Raw genomic sequence first — 15574 nt, 5'->3', positions numbered from 1 at the left:
CACGATGTCCGACGACCTGTTCACCCTGGGCGGTACGGAGTTCTCCTCCCGCCTCATCATGGGCACCGGCGGCGCGCCCAGCCTCGACGTCCTGGAACGCTCGCTGGTCGCCAGCGGCACGGAGCTGACGACGGTCGCGATGCGGCGCCTGGACCCGACCGTCCAGGGCTCCGTCCTCTCCGTCCTGGAGCGGCTCGGCATCCGCGTCCTGCCGAACACGGCGGGCTGCTACACGGCCGGCGAGGCCGTTCTCACGGCCCGGCTGGCCCGCGAGGCGCTCGGCACCGACTGGATCAAGCTGGAGGTCGTCGCCGACGAGCGGACCCTGCTGCCGGACGGCGAGGAGCTCCTCGCGGCGGCCGAGACGCTGGTCGACGACGGCTTCACGGTCCTCCCCTACACCAACGACGACCCGGTCCTCGCCCGGAAGCTGGAGGACGCGGGCTGCGCGGCGATCATGCCGCTCGGCTCCCCCATCGGCTCGGGCCTCGGGATCCGCAACCCGCACAACTTCCAGCTGATCACGGAGCGCGCCGGGGTGCCGGTGATCCTCGACGCCGGGGCGGGCACCGCCTCCGACGCGGCGCTCGCGATGGAGCTGGGGTGCGCGGCGGTCATGCTGGCGTCCGCGGTGACCCGCGCGCAGGAGCCGGTCCTGATGGCCTCGGCGATGCGGCACGCCGTGGAGGCGGGGCGGCTCGCCCACCGGGCGGGGCGGATCCCCCGCCGGCACTTCGCGGAGGCGTCCTCCCCCCACGAGGGCCGCGCGGCGCTCGACCCGGAGCGCCCGGCCTTCTGACCAGCGGCCCGCAGGGCGGGGCGGGTGGGCGTGGGGCGTGTCACAGGTGGGCTGCAAGGGGGGCCGGACACGCGGGCGGTGCCGTCGCGGCTCGTAGACTCGACGCCGTGGACACGACCCTTCAGGACCCCCTCGTCGGGCGGCTGCTCGACGGCCGCTACCGCGTCGACGCGCGCATCGCCGTCGGCGGGATGGCCACGGTCTACCGGGCCGTCGACACCCGCCTCGACCGCGTGCTCGCGCTCAAGGTGATGCACCCCGCCCTCGCCACCGACGCCGCGTTCGTCGAGCGCTTCATCCGTGAGGCCAAGTCCGTCGCCCGGCTGTCGCACCCCAACGTGGTGGGTGTGTTCGACCAGGGCGCCGAGGGCGCGTACGTCTACCTGGCGATGGAGTACGTCGCCGGCTGCACGCTCCGCGACGTCCTGCGCGAGCGCGGCGCCCTCCCGCCGCGGGCCGCCCTCGACATCCTGGAGCCGGTGCTCGCCGCGCTCGGCGCCGCGCACCGGGCCGGTTTCGTGCACCGGGACATGAAGCCGGAGAACGTCCTGATAGGGGACGACGGCCGGGTCAAGGTCGCCGACTTCGGCCTCGTACGGGCGGTGGGATCGGCGACCGCCACCACCGGCTCGGTCCTCGGGACCGTCTCGTACCTGGCGCCGGAGCAGATCGAGCACGGCACCGCCGACACCCGCGCCGACGTGTACGCCTGCGGTGTCGTCCTGTACGAGATGCTGACCGGCGGCAAGCCGCACGGCGGCGACACGCCCGCCCAGGTGCTCTACCAGCACCTGAACACGGACGTGCCCGCCCCCTCGGCCGCCGTCCCGGGGCTCGCCGTGGAGCTGGACGAACTGGTCGCCTCGGCCACCGCCCGCAACCCCGAGGTCCGCCCGTACGACGCCGTGGCCCTGCTCGGCCTGCTGCGGGAGGCCCGCGCCGGGCTCCGCGAGGAGCAGCTGGACGCCGTGCCGCCGCAGGCGCGGTCCGCGGCGCGGGACACCACGGACGACCGGACGAGCGTGATCGCCCGGGCGGTCCCGGCCGACACCGGTGCCGACGCCCACCCGGTCCTGCACACGAACCGGCTGCCCGTCCACGAGTCGGCGCCCGTCCCGGGCGGCCGTCTGCGCCGGCCGCCGCGCGGCCCGCTGCTCCTCGTCCTGGGCGTGCTGCTGGCCCTCGGCCTCGGCACCGGGATCTGGTACATCAACTCGGGCCAGTTCACCCGGGTCCCCGCCGTGCTCGGCCAGACGGAGCCCGAGGCGACGAAGCGGCTCACCGACGCCGGGCTGGACGTCGGAACGACGAAGCGCGCGTTCAGCGACGTGTACGAGCGCGGCACCGTGATGGCCGCCGACCCGGCCCCCGGCGAGCGCCTCCGGGGCAACGGGACGGTCACGCTCACCCTGTCCCGCGGTCCCGAGCTCGTGAAGGTCCCCAACCTCAAGGACAAGCCGCTCGCCGAGGCCCGGCGGATCCTCGCCGACGAGGGCCTGGCCGCCGGAGTGGTCACCCGGACGTTCAGCGACTCCGTCGCGCGGGGCGCCGTGATCGGCTCCGACCCCGAGCCGGGCACCGAGCGGTCACCCGACTCGGCCGTCGCCCTGGTGGTCAGCAAGGGCGCCCCGATCGACGTCCCCGACACCACCGGCGAGACCGTCGCCGACGCCACGGCCCTGCTCCGGGAGGAGGGGCTCACGGTGGTCGTCGCCCCCGAGCGGATCCACTCCCCGGAGGACGCCGGATCGGTCGCCGCCCAGTCGCTCGCCCCGGGCAGCCGGGCCGCCGAGGGCGACACCGTCACCCTCAGCGTCTCGAAGGGCCCCCGGCTCGTCGAGGTCCCGGACGTCGTCGGCGAGACGGTCGACGACGCCCGCGCGGTCCTGGAGGACGAGGGCTTCGAGGTCGAGGTCGAGAAGTCGTTCCCGTACCTCGGCAGCGAGGTCTCGGGCCAGTCCGTCGAGGGCGGCTCCACCGCGCCCGAGGGCTCCACCGTCACCCTCACGATCAAGGGACTGTAGACACTGATGCGCAACCCCGTCGGCGGCCACGTCCCGGTGGCCGGTGGCCTCGCCAAGGTCGGCCTCGGCTACGCCCGCGAACTCGGCGCCGAGACCGTGCAGGTCTTCGTGGCCAACCCGCGGGGCTGGGCCACCCCGCCCGGGAATCCCGCGGAGGACGAGCGGTTCCGCGCCGAGTGCGCCGCCGAGTCGATCTCCGCCTGGGTCCACGCCCCGTACCTGATCAACTTCGGCTCCCACACGGAGGCCACCGCGGAGAAGTCGGTCGCGTCGATGCGGCACTCGCTGCGGCGGGGCCGGGAGATCGGCGCGAGGGGCGTGGTGGTGCACACCGGCTCGGCGACCGGGGGCCGTCCGCGCCAGGTGGCGCTGGCGCAGGTCCGCGAGCTGCTGCTGCCGCTGCTCGACGAGCTGACGCACGACGACGACCCGGACCTGCTCCTGGAGTCGACGGCCGGCCAGGGCTTCTCGCTCTGCTCGCGCGCGGAGGACTTCGGACCGTACTTCGACGCGCTCGACCGGCACCCGAAGCTCGGGATCTGCCTCGACACCTGCCACATCTTCGCGGCCGGCCACGACCTGACCGGGCCGCACGGCGCGGCGCAGACGCTCGACCAGCTGGTGGCGACGGTGGGCGAGGGACGGCTGAAACTCATCCACGCCAACGACTCCGAGGACGTCGTCGGCGCCCGGAAGGACCGCCACGCGAACATCGGCGTGGGCCACATCGGCGAGGACGCCTTCCGCAACCTCCTGCGCCATCCGGCGACGGAGGGCGTGCCCCTGATCATCGAGACGCCCGGCGGCACGGCCGGGCACCTCGCGGACGTGGAGCTGCTCAAGAAGTTGAGGGACTGAGCGAGACCCACGTTGAGGAGTACCCCATGGGGGTATACGGTTCCTGTCAGGGAAGGAACCGCTACCCGAGCTGGGGGCCCCCGATGCAGGACGACGCACACGCACGGCACGACCACGGCGGCCACGCCGGACACGAGGGGCACCCGGGCCGGAGCGGTCACACCGGACACGCGGCCCACGCGGATCACGGGGGGCCGCACGGCGGACCGCACGAGGGGCGCGGCGGTCACCACTCCCCCGGCGGGGCGTCCTGGTCCACCGCCGCGAAGGCCACGCTGCACTGCCTCACCGGCTGCGCCATCGGCGAGGTCCTCGGCATGGTCGTGGGCACCGCGCTCGGCTGGGGGAACGTGGAGACGATGATCCTCGCGATCGTCCTGGCCTTCTTCTTCGGCTACGCGCTCACCCTGCGCGGCATCCTGTCCGCCGGCGTCGACTTCCGGACGGCCTTCAAGGTCGCGCTCGCCGCCGACACCCTCTCCATCGCGGTCATGGAGATCATCGACAACGGCGTCATCGCCCTGTGGCCCGGCGCCATGGACGCCCACCTCTCCGACCCGGTCTTCTGGCTGGTCCTCGCCATCGCGCTCGCGGCCGCCTTCGTGATCACCACACCGGTCAACAAGTGGATGATCGGCCGCGGCAAGGGGCACGCGGTGGTCCACCAGTACCACCACTGACCGTCGTCACCACCCGGGCGGGCGGCCCCGGGCGCTACAGCTCCGGACCGTCCCCCGGCTCCTCCTGGTAGGAAAACCGCTGCTCCGTCCAGGGGTCGCCGAGGTTGTGGTACCCCCGCTCCTCCCAGAAGCCCCGCCGGTCGGCGGCCATGTACTCGACGCCGCGGACCCACTTGGGGCCCTTCCAGGCGTACAGGTGCGGGACGACGAGGCGGAGCGGGAAGCCGTGCTCGGCGGTGAGCAGCTCCCCGTCCTTGTGGGTGGCGAAGATCGACCGGTCGTCGGCGAAGTCGGCGAGGCGCATGTTGGCGCTGTAGCCGTACTCGGCCCACACCATCACATGGGTGACCTGCGGCGCGGGCGGGGCGAGTTCGAGGATGGTGCGGGCCGGGACACCGCCCCATTCGGCCCCGATCATGCTGAACTTGGTGACGCAGTGCAGATCGGCCTCGACCGAGGAGAACGGGAGGGCCGAGAACTCCTCGTGGTTCCAGCAGCGCTTGTCGCCGTCGGCGGTCGCGCCGAAGACGCGGAACTCCCAGCGGTCCGGCTTGAACTTGGGCACGGGACCGTAGTGGGTGACCGGCCAGCCGCGCTGGAGGCGCTGGCCCGGCGGTAGGTCCGGTGAACGATCCGGCCGCCCCGCCTCCCGGTGTACTCCGCTCTCCGTCCGACCCATGTCATCCATGGTGACAGACGGCAAGGGGTGGTCATGACCAGGAGACCGCCCGCCCGGTCCGATCCGGGCAACTGCGACTAAGCCTGCACTTACTGGACGCCCCCCATTCGGGGTGCGAGGATGCCGCCATCCTGCCCAGTGACGGCGTAGACACGCAAGGTGGAAGGAGCCTCTGCAATGCAGGGCGACCCCGAGGTCCTCGAGTTTCTCAACGAGCAGCTGACCGGCGAGCTGACGGCCATCAACCAGTACTGGCTGCACTACCGCATCCAGGACAACAAGGGCTGGACGAAGCTCGCCAAGTACACCCGCGAAGAGTCCATCGATGAGATGAAGCACGCGGACAAGCTGACCGAGCGCATCCTGATGCTCGACGGCCTGCCCAACTACCAGCGGCTCTTCCACGTGCGGGTCGGTCAGACCATCACGGAGATGTTCCAGGCGGACCGCCAGGTCGAGGTCGAGGCCATCGACCGTCTGAAGCGCGGGATCGAGGTCATGCGGGCCAAGGGGGACATCACGTCCGCCAACCTGTTCGAGGAGATCCTGGCCGACGAGGAGCACCACATCGACTATCTGGACACGCAGCTGGAGCTGATCGAGTCCCTGGGCGAGGCGCTCTACATCTCGACGCTCATCGAGCAGCCGAGCTGACGTCCCGCGACGGGACGGGCCGCGGTCACCCGGAGGGCGGTCCCTAGGCGGCTTCCCCGAGCTCGGCGACGGGCTCCGTCACGAGCGCGGGCATTCCCTGGTCCAGCAGGTCGCGCCGCGGGCAGTTGCCGCGGCCGAGAATGGCCTGAATACGACGGACACAGGAACCGCAGTCCGTGCCGGCCTTGCAGGCCGAGGCGATCTGGCGGGGCGTGCAGGCGCCCGCATCGGCATGCGCCTTGACCTGCTTCTCGGTGACTCCGAAGCAAGAGCAGACGTACATCGCGGTTCACCTCCCACCGTGATCAATTAGGTTAACCTAACCTTACCCAACGCCGGGGGATCGTAAAAGCCCTGGCTACGACGATGGGGCGCGGATCACATGGATCCGCGCCCCATCGTCGTAGGAAGCTCCCTACTGATCGCGGTACATCTCCGCCACCAGGAAGGCCAGGTCGAGCGACTGGCTGCGGTTGAGACGCGGGTCGCAGGCCGTCTCGTAGCGCTGGTGCAGGTCGTCGACGAAGATCTCGTCGCCGCCGCCCACGCACTCGGTGACGTCGTCACCGGTGAGCTCGACGTGGATGCCGCCCGGGTGGGTCCCCAGCGCCTTGTGCACCTCGAAGAAGCCCTTGACCTCGTCGAGCACGTCGTCGAAGCGGCGCGTCTTGTGGCCGGAGGCGGCCTCGAAGGTGTTGCCGTGCATCGGGTCGGTGACCCACGCGACGACCGCGCCGGAGGCGGTGACCTTCTCGACCAGCTCGGGGAGCTTGTCGCGGACCTTGTCGGCGCCCATGCGGACGATGAAGGTCAGCCGGCCCGCCTCGCGGTCGGGGTCGAGGCGGTCGATGTACGTCAGCGCGTCGTCCACCGAGGTGGTCGGGCCCAGCTTGATGCCGATCGGGTTCGCGATCTGCGAGGCGAACTCGATGTGGGCGTGGTCGAGCTGGCGGGTGCGCTCACCGATCCAGACCATGTGGCCGGACGTGTCGTACAGCTTGCCGGTGCGCGAGTCCGTACGGGTCAGCGCGCCCTCGTAGTCGAGCAGCAGCGCCTCGTGGGAGGCGTAGAACTCGACGGCCTTGAACTCGGCCGGGTCGGTGCCACAGGCCTTCATGAAGTTCAGCGCGTTGTCGATCTCCCGCGCCAGCTGCTCGTAGCGCTGGCCCGAGGGGGACGACTTCACGAAGTCCTGGTTCCAGGCGTGCACCTGGCGCAGGTCGGCGTAGCCGCCGGTGGTGAAGGCGCGCACCAGGTTGAGCGTGGAGGCGGAGGCGTTGTACATCCGCTTCAGGCGCTCGGGGTCCGGGACGCGGGACTTCTCGTCGAAGCCGAAGCCGTTGACCGAGTCGCCGCGGTAGGTCGGCAGGGTCACGCCGTCGCGGGTCTCGGTGCCCTTGGAGCGGGGCTTCGAGTACTGGCCGGCGATACGGCCGACCTTCACGACGGGCACGGAGGCCGCGTAGGTGAGGACGGCGCTCATCTGGAGCAGCGTCTTGAGCTTGGCCCTGATGTGGTCGGCGGACACGGCGTCGAAGGCCTCGGCGCAGTCGCCGCCCTGGAGCAGGAACGCCTCGCCACGAGCGACGGCTCCCATCCGGGCACGCAGCTGGTCGCACTCGCCGGCGAAGACGAGCGGAGGATACGACTCGAGGTCCGCGATCACATCGCGCAGAGCCTCGGCATCGGGGTACTCGGGCTGCTGCGCCGCGGGCAGGTCTCGCCAGGTCGCCTTGGCGACGGCGTGGGAATCAGCGTTCACGGTCACAGGGACCACATTACGGGGTTCTTCGTCCGGTCCTGTCCCCCTGCCCAGTGACTGAGACACCTGCCCGAAATGTCACTCGCTGACATTCATGCCATCGAGTGGTGTTACCCTCTGGCCCGTTTCACTTTGAACATTCGTTTGAACAGTCGAACACAGGGGTGGGTGTGACCCAGAGGCACCGCAGGGACCGTAAGAAGAAACGACTCTTGTACGGCGCGGCGGCGGCCGTCGTGGCGACCGCCACGATCGGCACCCTCGCGGTCGCCTCCCCGGGCCTGCTGGGTGCGGCGGGCGACGGCGCGGCGGCCGGTGACGTCTCCCTCCAGTCGCAGTTCGCGAACGCGGCGCGCGAGTTCGACGTGCCGCAGAGCGTGCTGATGGCGGTGTCGTACCAGCAGACGCGCTGGGAGTCGCACGACGGCGAGCCGAGCACGACCGGCGCGTACAACGTCATGGGTCTGACGAAGGTCGACCCGGAGGACGTGCCCCAGAAGGTCACCGACGAGCAGATCGACCACTTCAACGGCTCGGGCCGGCCGGAGATCGAGAAGACCTTCGACCGCGCGAAGGTCCGGCAGATCCTGGAGAAGGCGCTCGTCGACACCGACGACCCCCGGCTCCACACGCTGGACAAGGCCGCCGAGCTGATCGACAGCTCCACCGATGCCGTCCAGAACGACACCACCGCCTCCATCCGGGCCGGCGCCGCGCTGCTCGCCGACTACCAGAAGCAGGCCGGCGCCGCGCTGTCCGACGAGGCGGGCGACTGGTACCCGGCCGTGGCCCGCTACAGCCAGTCCCCCGAGAAGAAGGGCGCCGACCTCTTCGCGAAGCGCGTCTTCGAGTCGATCCAGGAGGGCGAGCGCGCGGTCACCCTCGACGGCGAGCAGGTCGCCCTGCCGGCCGACCCCGCGGTCGAGCCGGTCAAGCCGTCGAACGTGCCGCTCGCGGCGACCTTCGCGAGCACCAGGGCGGCCGCCGCGGTCCCCGAGTGCCCCGCCGGCCTGAACTGCGACGCCAAGCTCGCCGTCCCCCCGTCCACGGTGAAGAAGAACTACACCGCGGGCGACCGCCCCAACCAGGGCATGGACATCCGCCAGATCGTGATCCACGACACCGAGGGCCCCTACGAGGGCTCGCTCAAGGTGCTGACCGATCCGAACAACGGGGGCAGCGCCCACTACCTGATCAGGGCCCAGGACGGCCAGGTCACCCAGATGCTCGAGAACAAGCACCTGGCATGGCACGCGGGCAACTGGACCCACAACATGCACGCCATCGGCGTGGAGCACGAGGGCTACGCCATCAAGGAGGGGAGCTGGTACACCGAGCCGCAGTACCGCTCCTCCGCCGAACTGGTGAAGTTCCTGGCGAACAAGTACGGCGTGCCCATCGACCGCGAGCACATCATCGGTCACGACGAGGTGGCGCTCCAGACCGACGCCGGCCTGGCCAACCTCCACTGGGACGCCGGCCCGTACTGGGACTGGAACTACTACATGTCCCTCCTGGGCGCCCCGCAGGGCGACAAGGGCGCGGGCGGCCTGCTCCGGGCCGGCCAGGTGGTCCGTGTGGTGCCGCCGTTCACCACGGCGAACCAGCCCAAGCTGACCGTCGGCGGCACGGCCGTGTCGGCGCGCCCGGCCAACTTCGGCTACCTGTACACGACGCCGTCCACCGGCGGGACGCCGCTGAAGGACCCGTACTTCACCTCGGGCCCCAACGAGGGCTCGAACTACGGCAACAAGGTCCGCGCCGGCGGTACGTACGTGGTGGCCGAGGCCAGGACCGACTGGACGGCGATCTGGTACGCGGGGCAGAAGGCCTGGTTCTTCAACCCCGGCGGCCAGTACACCGCGCCGGTGAGCGGCGCGACGACCGTGAAGGTCGCCTCGGGCCTCACCGCGGCCAAGGTCTTCGGCCGCTCCTTCCCGGAGACCGCCGCCTACACCGCGGCCGGGCTCTCCGCCCCGGGCGACGAGAACGCCTCCCTGACGAAGTTCTCCTTCGCCGCGGGCCAGTCCTACGTGAAGGCCGGCCCGGCGGTGAAGGGCGACGACTGGTTCGGCTCCGCCCAGAAGAACGTCGTCGGCAACACGCTGTTCGTGCCGATCCGCTTCCACCACAAGATCGTCTGGGTGAAGCAGAGCGAGATCGCGGAGGCCCCCGGCGCCGCCCCCGTCTCCGCGACCGACCGCTACAACCTCATCGCCCGCGACGCCTCGGGCGTCCTGTGGCAGTACCAGGGCACCGGCAGCGGCACCGCGCCGTTCCTCACGCGCTACCGCGTGGGCCCGGGGTGGCAGGACTACGACGCCGTCACGCCCATGACCGCGCTCCGCGCCGACGGCACCGGGGACATGGTCGCCCGCGGCAAGGACGGGGTCCTCTGGTACTACAAGGGCACCGGCAAGCCCTCCGCCCCCTTCGCCGGACGGCTCCGGGTCGGCGGCGGCTGGGGCGTCTACGACAAGCTGCTCGGCGCGCGCGACATGAACGCCGACGGGCGGCCCGACCTGATCGCCCGCGACAAGACCGGCGTGCTGTGGCTGTACACGAACACCGGCGCCGCTCCCAACCCCTTCGCCACCCGTGTCCGGGTCGGCGGCGGCTGGAACGTCTACAACGAGCTGATCAGCACCGGTGACATGACCGGTGACGGCAGGCCGGACCTGATCGCCCGCGACAAGACCGGCGTGCTGTGGCTGTACAAGAACACGGGCGGCTCGCCGAACCCGTACGCCACCCGTGCGAAGGTCGGCGGCGGCTGGAACGCCTACGACGTCATGGTCGGCCCGAGCGACCTCGACCGTGACGGCAGGCCGGACCTGATCGCCCGGGACACCACCGGCGTCCTGTGGTTCTACAAGAACACGAACGGCTACCCGAACCCGTACGCCCCGCGCGTCTCGGTCGGCGGCGGCTGGAAGGGCTACAACCTGATCGTCTGATCGGGGTCGCCCCGCCGCGGGGCCCGGTCCGTACCGTCCACGGTGCGGACCGGGCCCCGTTCCCGTGTCCGGCTGGGTTACAGTGCTCGCATGTACGCCTCCCAGATCCAGAACTGGTGGTGGACCGCTCATCCGGCGGCCCACTGACTGCGCGTACACCGACAGACACGCGAAGGCCGCCCGAGGGGCGGCCTTTCTCGTACCCGGGGCCGTTCCTCTCCGTACTCCCTCCGGAAGGAACCCGCCCATGGACCTCTCCCGTCTTCTCGATCCCGCCGGTCCGCCCTTCGCCCTGCTGCGCCGCCGCACCCCCGGCCGCGACCACGACACCGTCGAGGTGCTGACCGGCCGGGTCCACGAGGCCGAGCGCCTCGCGGAGCTGCCCGTCGGACCGCTGCCCACCCTCGCCCTGGTCCCCTTCCGGCAGATCCGCGAGCGCGGCTTCGACGTCCGCGACGACGGCACCCCACTCTCCGTCCTGGTCGCCGACGAGGTGCACGAGCTGCCGCTCGCCGAGGCCCTCGACCGGCTGCCCGCGCACGACGTGGCCGTCGAGGGCGGCGCGTTCGACGTCTCCGACGAGGAGTACGCGGGAATCGTGCGGCGGGTGATCGACGAGGAGATCGGCTCGGGCGAGGGCGCGAACTTCGTCATCCGGCGGACGTACACCGGGGAGATCCCGGGCTTCGGGCGGGCCGACGCGCTCGCCCTGTTCCGGCGGCTGCTGACCGGCGAGCGGGGCGCGTACTGGACCTTCGTCGTGCACACCGGCGACCGGACGCTGGTCGGCGCGAGCCCCGAGGTGCACGTGCGGATGTCGGGGGGCACGGTCGTCATGAACCCGATCAGCGGCACGTACCGCTACCCGGCGGGGGCCGCGCCCACCGCCGAGGGCCTGCTCGCCTTCCTCGCCGACCGCAAGGAGACCGAGGAGCTGTCGATGGTGGTCGACGAGGAGCTCAAGATGATGTGCACGGTCGGGGACATGGGCGGGGTGGTGATCGGACCCCGGCTCAAGGAGATGGCCCATCTCGCGCACACCGAGTACGAACTGCGGGGACGCTCCAGCCTGGACGTGCGGGAGGTGCTGCGGGAGACGATGTTCGCGGCGACCGTGACGGGCTCGCCGGTGCAGAACGCGTGCCGGGTGATCGAGCGGTACGAGCCCCTCGGGCGGGACGGGGTCGGCCGCGGCTACTACGCGGGCGCGCTCGCCCTGCTCGGTACGGACGCGAGCGGGGCGCAGACCCTGGACTCGCCCATCCTCATCCGCACCGCCGACATCGACGCGGACGGCGGGCTGCGGGTGCCCGTCGGGGCGACCCTGGTCCGGCACTCGGACCCGGCCGGCGAGGTGGCCGAGACGCACGCCAAGGCCGCCGGGGTGCTGACCGCGCTCGGGGTGCGGGAGGGCAGGCCCGGCGGCGGCGCGGCGGACCGGGCGCCCTCGCGGCTCGCCGACGACCCCCGGGTCCGGGCCGCCCTGGACGCGCGCCGGGCGGACCTCGCGCCGTTCTGGCTGAAGATGCAGGCGCGGTCCGCGGAGCTCTCGGGCCACGCGCTGGTGATCGACGCCGAGGACACGTTCACGGCGATGCTGGCGCACGTCCTGCGCTCCTCGGGCCTTGAGGTGTCGGTGCTGCGCTACGACGAGCCGGGGCTGCGGGAGCTGGCGCTGGCCCACGAGGGTCCGGTGGTCCTCGGCCCCGGTCCCGGGAACCCCGCGGACGCCGCCGACCCCAAGATGCGGTTCCTCCGGGCGCTGACGGCTGAGCTGGTGCGGGAGCACCGGCACGGTCTGCTGGGCGTCTGCCTCGGGCACGAGCTGATCGCGGCCGAGCTGGGCCTGGAGATCGTCCGCAAGCGGACCCCTTTCCAGGGGGCGCAGCTGCGGATCGACCTCTTCGGGCAGCGGCGGACCGTCGGCTTCTACAACAGCTTCACCGCCCGCTGCGACGACCGGACGGCGACGGAGCTGGCCCTGCACCGGATCGAGGTGAGCCGGGACGCGGAGACGGGCGAGGTGCACGCGCTGCGCGGCCCGGGCTTCGCGGGGGTGCAGTTCCACCCGGAGTCGGTGCTGACGACGGAGGGCGCGGCGCTCACGGCCTCCCTGCTCGCCGGGGTACTGGTCTGAGGGGGCGGGTGGCGGCCGCCTAGGCGGTCCTCGGGACCAGGACGTTCTCGCCGCGCCGGCCGGCGGTGTAGTCGAGGACGTTCTGGACCGTGGTGTCGATGATCTGGCCGACGGCGTCCTCGGTGTAGTAGGCCTGGTGCGAGGTGACCACCACGTTCGGGAAGGTGACCAGGCGGGCCAGGGTGTCGTCCTCGACGATCTCCAGGGACTTGTCGAGGAAGAAGAGCCCGGCCTCCGCCTCGTAGACGTCGAGGCCCACGCCGGCGAAGCGGCCGGCCCGCAGCTCGGTGACGAGCGCGTCGGTGTCGACGAGTCCGCCGCGGCTGGAGTTCACCAGGATGGCGTCGTCCTTCATGGTCCCGAGCGCGGCCGCGTCGATGATGCGGCGGGTGGCCGGCAGCAGCGGGACGTGCAGGCTGACCAGGTCGGCCTCGGCGAGGAGCCGGTCCTTCTCGACGTACTTCATGCCGAGGGCGACGCAGGCGGGGTTCTCGGCGACGTCCCAGCCGAGCAGGTTCATGCCGAAGCCGTGGGCGATGCGGGTGAAGGCCTCGCCGATCTTGCCGGTGCCGAGGACGCCGACCGTGCGGCCCCGCAGGTCGCGGCCCATCAGTCCGTCGAGGCGGAAGTCGAAGTCGCGGGTCCGGTTGGAGGCGCGGACGATCCGGCGGTTGACGGCCATGGCGAGGGTCCAGGCGAACTCGGCGACGGAGTACGGCGAGTAGTACGAGACGCGGGCGACGGTGAGGCCGAGGCGCTCGGCGACCTCCAGGTCGATGTTGTTGAAGCCCGTGGAGCGCTGGGCGATCATCTGCGTGCCGCCGGCGGCGAGGGTCTGCAGGACGCGGTGGTCCAGGCTGGCGTTGACGCTGGTGGAGACGATCTCGTAGCCGGCCGCGATGGGGGCGGTGTCCTCGCTGAGGAAGACGCTCAGGCAGCGGACGTCGTGGTGGCCCTCGAAGGCCTTCTCGATGAGGGGCTTCTCATCCGCCTGCACACCGAATGCCAGGATTTCCACGGTATTCCCCTCATCGACGGTGATGGGCCGGATACGCGCACTCCTCGCGAATATACGGCCCGCCCCGCCGCCCTGCCCGGCGTCCCCGGGACGCCGGGCGGGCCGTCCGCCGGCTCAGGCGTCGTCGAGGCCGCGCTCGATGGCGTACCGGACGAGCTCCACCCGGTTGTGCAGCTGGAGCTTGCCGAGGGTGTTCTGGACGTGGTTCTGCACCGTGCGGTGCGAGATCACCAGGCGCTCGGCGATCTGCTTGTAGCTGAGGCCCTTGGCGACGAGCCGGAGGACCTCCGTCTCGCGCTCGGTGAGCTGCGGGGCCTTCGGCTCGTCGGTGCCGGCGGTGGGGGCGGGCTCGGTGGCGAGCCTGCGGTACTCGCCGAGGACCAGTCCGGCGAGGCCGGGGGTGAAGACGGGGTCCCCGGCGGCCGTCCGCCGGACGGCGTCGATCAGCTCCTCGGTGCTCGCCGACTTGAGGAGGTAGCCGGTGGCGCCGGACTTCACCGCCTCCAGGACGTCCGCGTGCTCGCCGCTGGCCGAGAGGACCAGGACCCGCAGGCCGGGGCGGCCGCCGACGAGTTCCTTGCAGACCTGGACGCCCGGCTTCACCGGGAGGTTGAGGTCCAGGACGAGGACGTCGGGCGCGGCCGCGAGGGCGCGGCGCACCGCCTGCTCGCCGTCGCCGGCCGTGGCGACCACGTCGAGGCCGGCCTCGGCCAGGTCGCGGGCGACCGCGTCCCGCCACATCGGGTGGTCGTCGACGACCATCACCTTGATCCGCTGCTGCTCGCTCATCTTCCTTGTCCTGCCTTCCCCCGGGGAACCTTCAACTCGACTTCCGTGCCCTGTCCGGGGACCGAGATCAGCTCGGCCGTGCCGCCCAGATCCCGCAGTCTCCCCCGGATGGAGAGGGCGACGCCCATCCGACCCTCCCCCTCCGCCTGGGCGAGGCGGCCCTCCGGGATGCCGGGGCCGTCGTCCCGGACGGTGACGATCACCTCGTCGGGCCAGTCCTCGACGAGGATCCAGGCCCGGGCCCCGCTCCCGGCGTGCACCCGCACATTGTCCAGGGCGGCGCCGACGGCGGCGGCCAGCTCCCGGGCGGCGGGCGGCGCCAGCAGCACGGGCGCCCCGGGCTCGGAGAGGGTGACCTTCGCCCCGGCGCGGGGGGCGAGCAGCAGCCGCAGGTCGACGGGACCGTCGTCGTACTCCTCGTCCTCCTCGACGACCCGGACGACGGCTCCCTCGGACTCGTCCTCGGAGACCAGGCTGGGCCGGTTGAGGCCGCCGGCCACGAGGGTCCGCAGGGCCACCTCCTGCTCCCCGGCCATCCGGCCGAGGTCGGCGGCCTCCCCGCCGAGGGCGGTGCCGCGGCGCTGCACCATCGCGAGGACCTGGAGGACGCCGTCGTGGATGTCCCGGGCGAGCCGCTCCCGTTCGCGGGTGGCGGCCTCGATCTCCAGGGCTCGGGCGAGGGTCCGCTCGGAGGCGCGGGCGACCTCGACGACGTAGCCGATGGCGATGGAGGCGACCCAGACGAGGAGGACGTTGTGGAGGGTGTCCCGGCTGGGGTGGCCGCGCTCGACGAGGTTGGCGACGGCGACCAGCGACGAGGCGACTCCCGCCCACCGCCAGCCGCCCTTGATCGCGTACGCGAGGACCGATCCGGCGGTCCATATCGTCGGCAGGGTGGAGTGGTCGACGGACTGGGCCTGGGCGTCGGCGAGCGGGGTGAGGAGGATGCCGACGAGGGCGACGGTCAGGTCGGCGACGAGGAAGCGCTTGGTGCAGCTGGCCGCGTTCGCCACCTTGGGGAGGGTCGCGAGCGTCCAGACGCACAGGAACGCCAGATAGAGGAGGGCCACCCAGGGCCGCTCGTACCGCTCGCGCCCGAAGGCGAACAGCAGGACCGCGTAGACCATGGTCAGGACGCGGTAGCCGGTCAGCGCCCGCCACAGCGGCTGCTCGACCGACATGCGCACGACACGCTCACGCTTGGCCATCTCCCCCAC

At 71.9% G+C, this 15574-nt stretch carries 14 protein-coding genes; 8 read left to right on the top strand and 6 right to left on the bottom strand.

Translation table 11 applies throughout. The annotated features are described in order from the left end of the window. The first annotated feature begins 4 nt into the window (after positions 1–4). The 4 genes from ACF09E_RS24925 (at position 5) to ACF09E_RS24910 (ending at position 4361) form a co-directional block, all read left to right on the top strand. Positions 5–799, top strand: a complete 795-nt coding sequence (locus tag ACF09E_RS24925) for a thiazole synthase (protein ID WP_392207185.1) — start codon at positions 5–7, stop codon at positions 797–799. 107 nt (positions 800–906) lie between these two features. Further along, positions 907–2823 carry a Stk1 family PASTA domain-containing Ser/Thr kinase gene (pknB, locus tag ACF09E_RS24920; RefSeq protein WP_392207183.1) on the top strand — a complete coding sequence of 639 codons (1917 nt, stop codon included), beginning with the start codon at positions 907–909 and terminating at the stop codon, positions 2821–2823. 6 nt (positions 2824–2829) lie between these two features. Continuing rightward, positions 2830–3681: a deoxyribonuclease IV gene (locus ACF09E_RS24915; protein WP_392207181.1), complete on the top strand. Its 852-nt coding sequence runs from the start codon at positions 2830–2832 to the stop codon at positions 3679–3681. Between the two features lie 83 nt (positions 3682–3764). After that, entirely contained in the window at positions 3765–4361 is a 597-nt protein-coding gene (locus ACF09E_RS24910; RefSeq protein WP_392207179.1) for a DUF4396 domain-containing protein, read from the top strand. Between the two features lie 34 nt (positions 4362–4395). Here ACF09E_RS24910 and ACF09E_RS24905 read toward each other — a convergent pair whose 3' ends face one another. After that, complete coding sequence (locus ACF09E_RS24905; protein ID WP_392207177.1) at positions 4396–5040, bottom strand: sulfite oxidase-like oxidoreductase; 645 nt, start codon at positions 5038–5040, stop codon at positions 4396–4398. Positions 5041–5217: 177 nt separating this feature from the next. Between ACF09E_RS24905 and bfr the strand changes: the two genes are divergently transcribed. Continuing rightward, positions 5218–5694: a bacterioferritin gene (bfr, locus tag ACF09E_RS24900; protein WP_015032978.1), complete on the top strand. Its 477-nt coding sequence runs from the start codon at positions 5218–5220 to the stop codon at positions 5692–5694. A 43-nt stretch (positions 5695–5737) separates the two neighbouring features. Here the strand turns inward: bfr and ACF09E_RS24895 are convergent, their stop codons facing one another. Both ACF09E_RS24895 and ACF09E_RS24890 read right to left on the bottom strand, forming a co-directional pair. Further along, on the bottom strand, positions 5738–5977 hold the full coding sequence (locus tag ACF09E_RS24895) for a (2Fe-2S)-binding protein (RefSeq protein WP_361847846.1): 240 nt from the start codon (positions 5975–5977) through the stop codon (positions 5738–5740). 132 nt (positions 5978–6109) lie between these two features. Further along, entirely contained in the window at positions 6110–7462 is a 1353-nt protein-coding gene (locus ACF09E_RS24890; RefSeq protein WP_392207174.1) for a class II 3-deoxy-7-phosphoheptulonate synthase, read from the bottom strand. 164 nt (positions 7463–7626) lie between these two features. On the opposite strand from ACF09E_RS24890, the gene ACF09E_RS24885 reads away from it, so the two are divergent. The 3 genes from ACF09E_RS24885 (at position 7627) to ACF09E_RS24875 (ending at position 12550) form a co-directional block, all read left to right on the top strand. Next, a complete protein-coding gene (locus ACF09E_RS24885; RefSeq protein ID WP_392207172.1) occupies positions 7627–10413 on the top strand; it encodes an N-acetylmuramoyl-L-alanine amidase in 2787 nt (928 codons plus the stop codon). A 90-nt stretch (positions 10414–10503) separates the two neighbouring features. Further along, positions 10504–10560: a trp operon leader peptide gene (locus ACF09E_RS24880; protein ID WP_073917353.1), complete on the top strand. Its 57-nt coding sequence runs from the start codon at positions 10504–10506 to the stop codon at positions 10558–10560. A 100-nt stretch (positions 10561–10660) separates the two neighbouring features. Beyond that, complete coding sequence (locus ACF09E_RS24875; protein ID WP_392207170.1) at positions 10661–12550, top strand: anthranilate synthase family protein; 1890 nt, start codon at positions 10661–10663, stop codon at positions 12548–12550. Between the two features lie 19 nt (positions 12551–12569). Here ACF09E_RS24875 and ACF09E_RS24870 read toward each other — a convergent pair whose 3' ends face one another. The 3 genes from ACF09E_RS24870 to macS all read right to left on the bottom strand — a co-directional run bounded on the left by ACF09E_RS24870 (position 12570) and on the right by macS (position 15565). After that, positions 12570–13568, bottom strand: a complete 999-nt coding sequence (locus ACF09E_RS24870; protein ID WP_392207168.1) for a 2-hydroxyacid dehydrogenase — start codon at positions 13566–13568, stop codon at positions 12570–12572. Positions 13569–13682: 114 nt separating this feature from the next. Next, complete coding sequence (locus ACF09E_RS24865; RefSeq protein ID WP_388802175.1) at positions 13683–14357, bottom strand: response regulator; 675 nt, start codon at positions 14355–14357, stop codon at positions 13683–13685. Next, on the bottom strand, positions 14354–15565 hold the full coding sequence (gene macS, locus ACF09E_RS24860) for a MacS family sensor histidine kinase (RefSeq protein ID WP_392207166.1): 1212 nt from the start codon (positions 15563–15565) through the stop codon (positions 14354–14356). Before macS ends, ACF09E_RS24865 begins: the two co-directional genes overlap by 4 nt. Positions 15566–15574 lie beyond the last annotated feature (9 nt).

It is taken from the genome of Streptomyces sp. NPDC014891 (assembly GCF_043081085.1).
Classification (GTDB): Bacteria; Actinomycetota; Actinomycetes; order Streptomycetales; family Streptomycetaceae; genus Streptomyces.
This window is presented reverse-complemented; position numbering and strand designations above follow the sequence as displayed.

Coding starts and splice junctions, on each gene's coding strand:
- ACF09E_RS24925 (WP_392207185.1), top strand. CDS start 5: ATGTCCGACGACCTGTTCACCCTGGGCGGTACGGAGTTCTCCTCCCGC.
- ACF09E_RS24915 (WP_392207181.1), top strand. CDS start 2,830: ATGCGCAACCCCGTCGGCGGCCACGTCCCGGTGGCCGGTGGCCTCGCC.
- ACF09E_RS24910 (WP_392207179.1), top strand. CDS start 3,765: ATGCAGGACGACGCACACGCACGGCACGACCACGGCGGCCACGCCGGA.
- ACF09E_RS24905 (WP_392207177.1), bottom strand. CDS start 5,040: ATGGGTCGGACGGAGAGCGGAGTACACCGGGAGGCGGGGCGGCCGGAT.
- bfr (WP_015032978.1), top strand. CDS start 5,218: ATGCAGGGCGACCCCGAGGTCCTCGAGTTTCTCAACGAGCAGCTGACC.
- ACF09E_RS24895 (WP_361847846.1), bottom strand. CDS start 5,977: ATGTACGTCTGCTCTTGCTTCGGAGTCACCGAGAAGCAGGTCAAGGCG.
- ACF09E_RS24875 (WP_392207170.1), top strand. CDS start 10,661: ATGGACCTCTCCCGTCTTCTCGATCCCGCCGGTCCGCCCTTCGCCCTG.
- ACF09E_RS24865 (WP_388802175.1), bottom strand. CDS start 14,357: ATGAGCGAGCAGCAGCGGATCAAGGTGATGGTCGTCGACGACCACCCG.
- macS (WP_392207166.1), bottom strand. CDS start 15,565: ATGGCCAAGCGTGAGCGTGTCGTGCGCATGTCGGTCGAGCAGCCGCTG.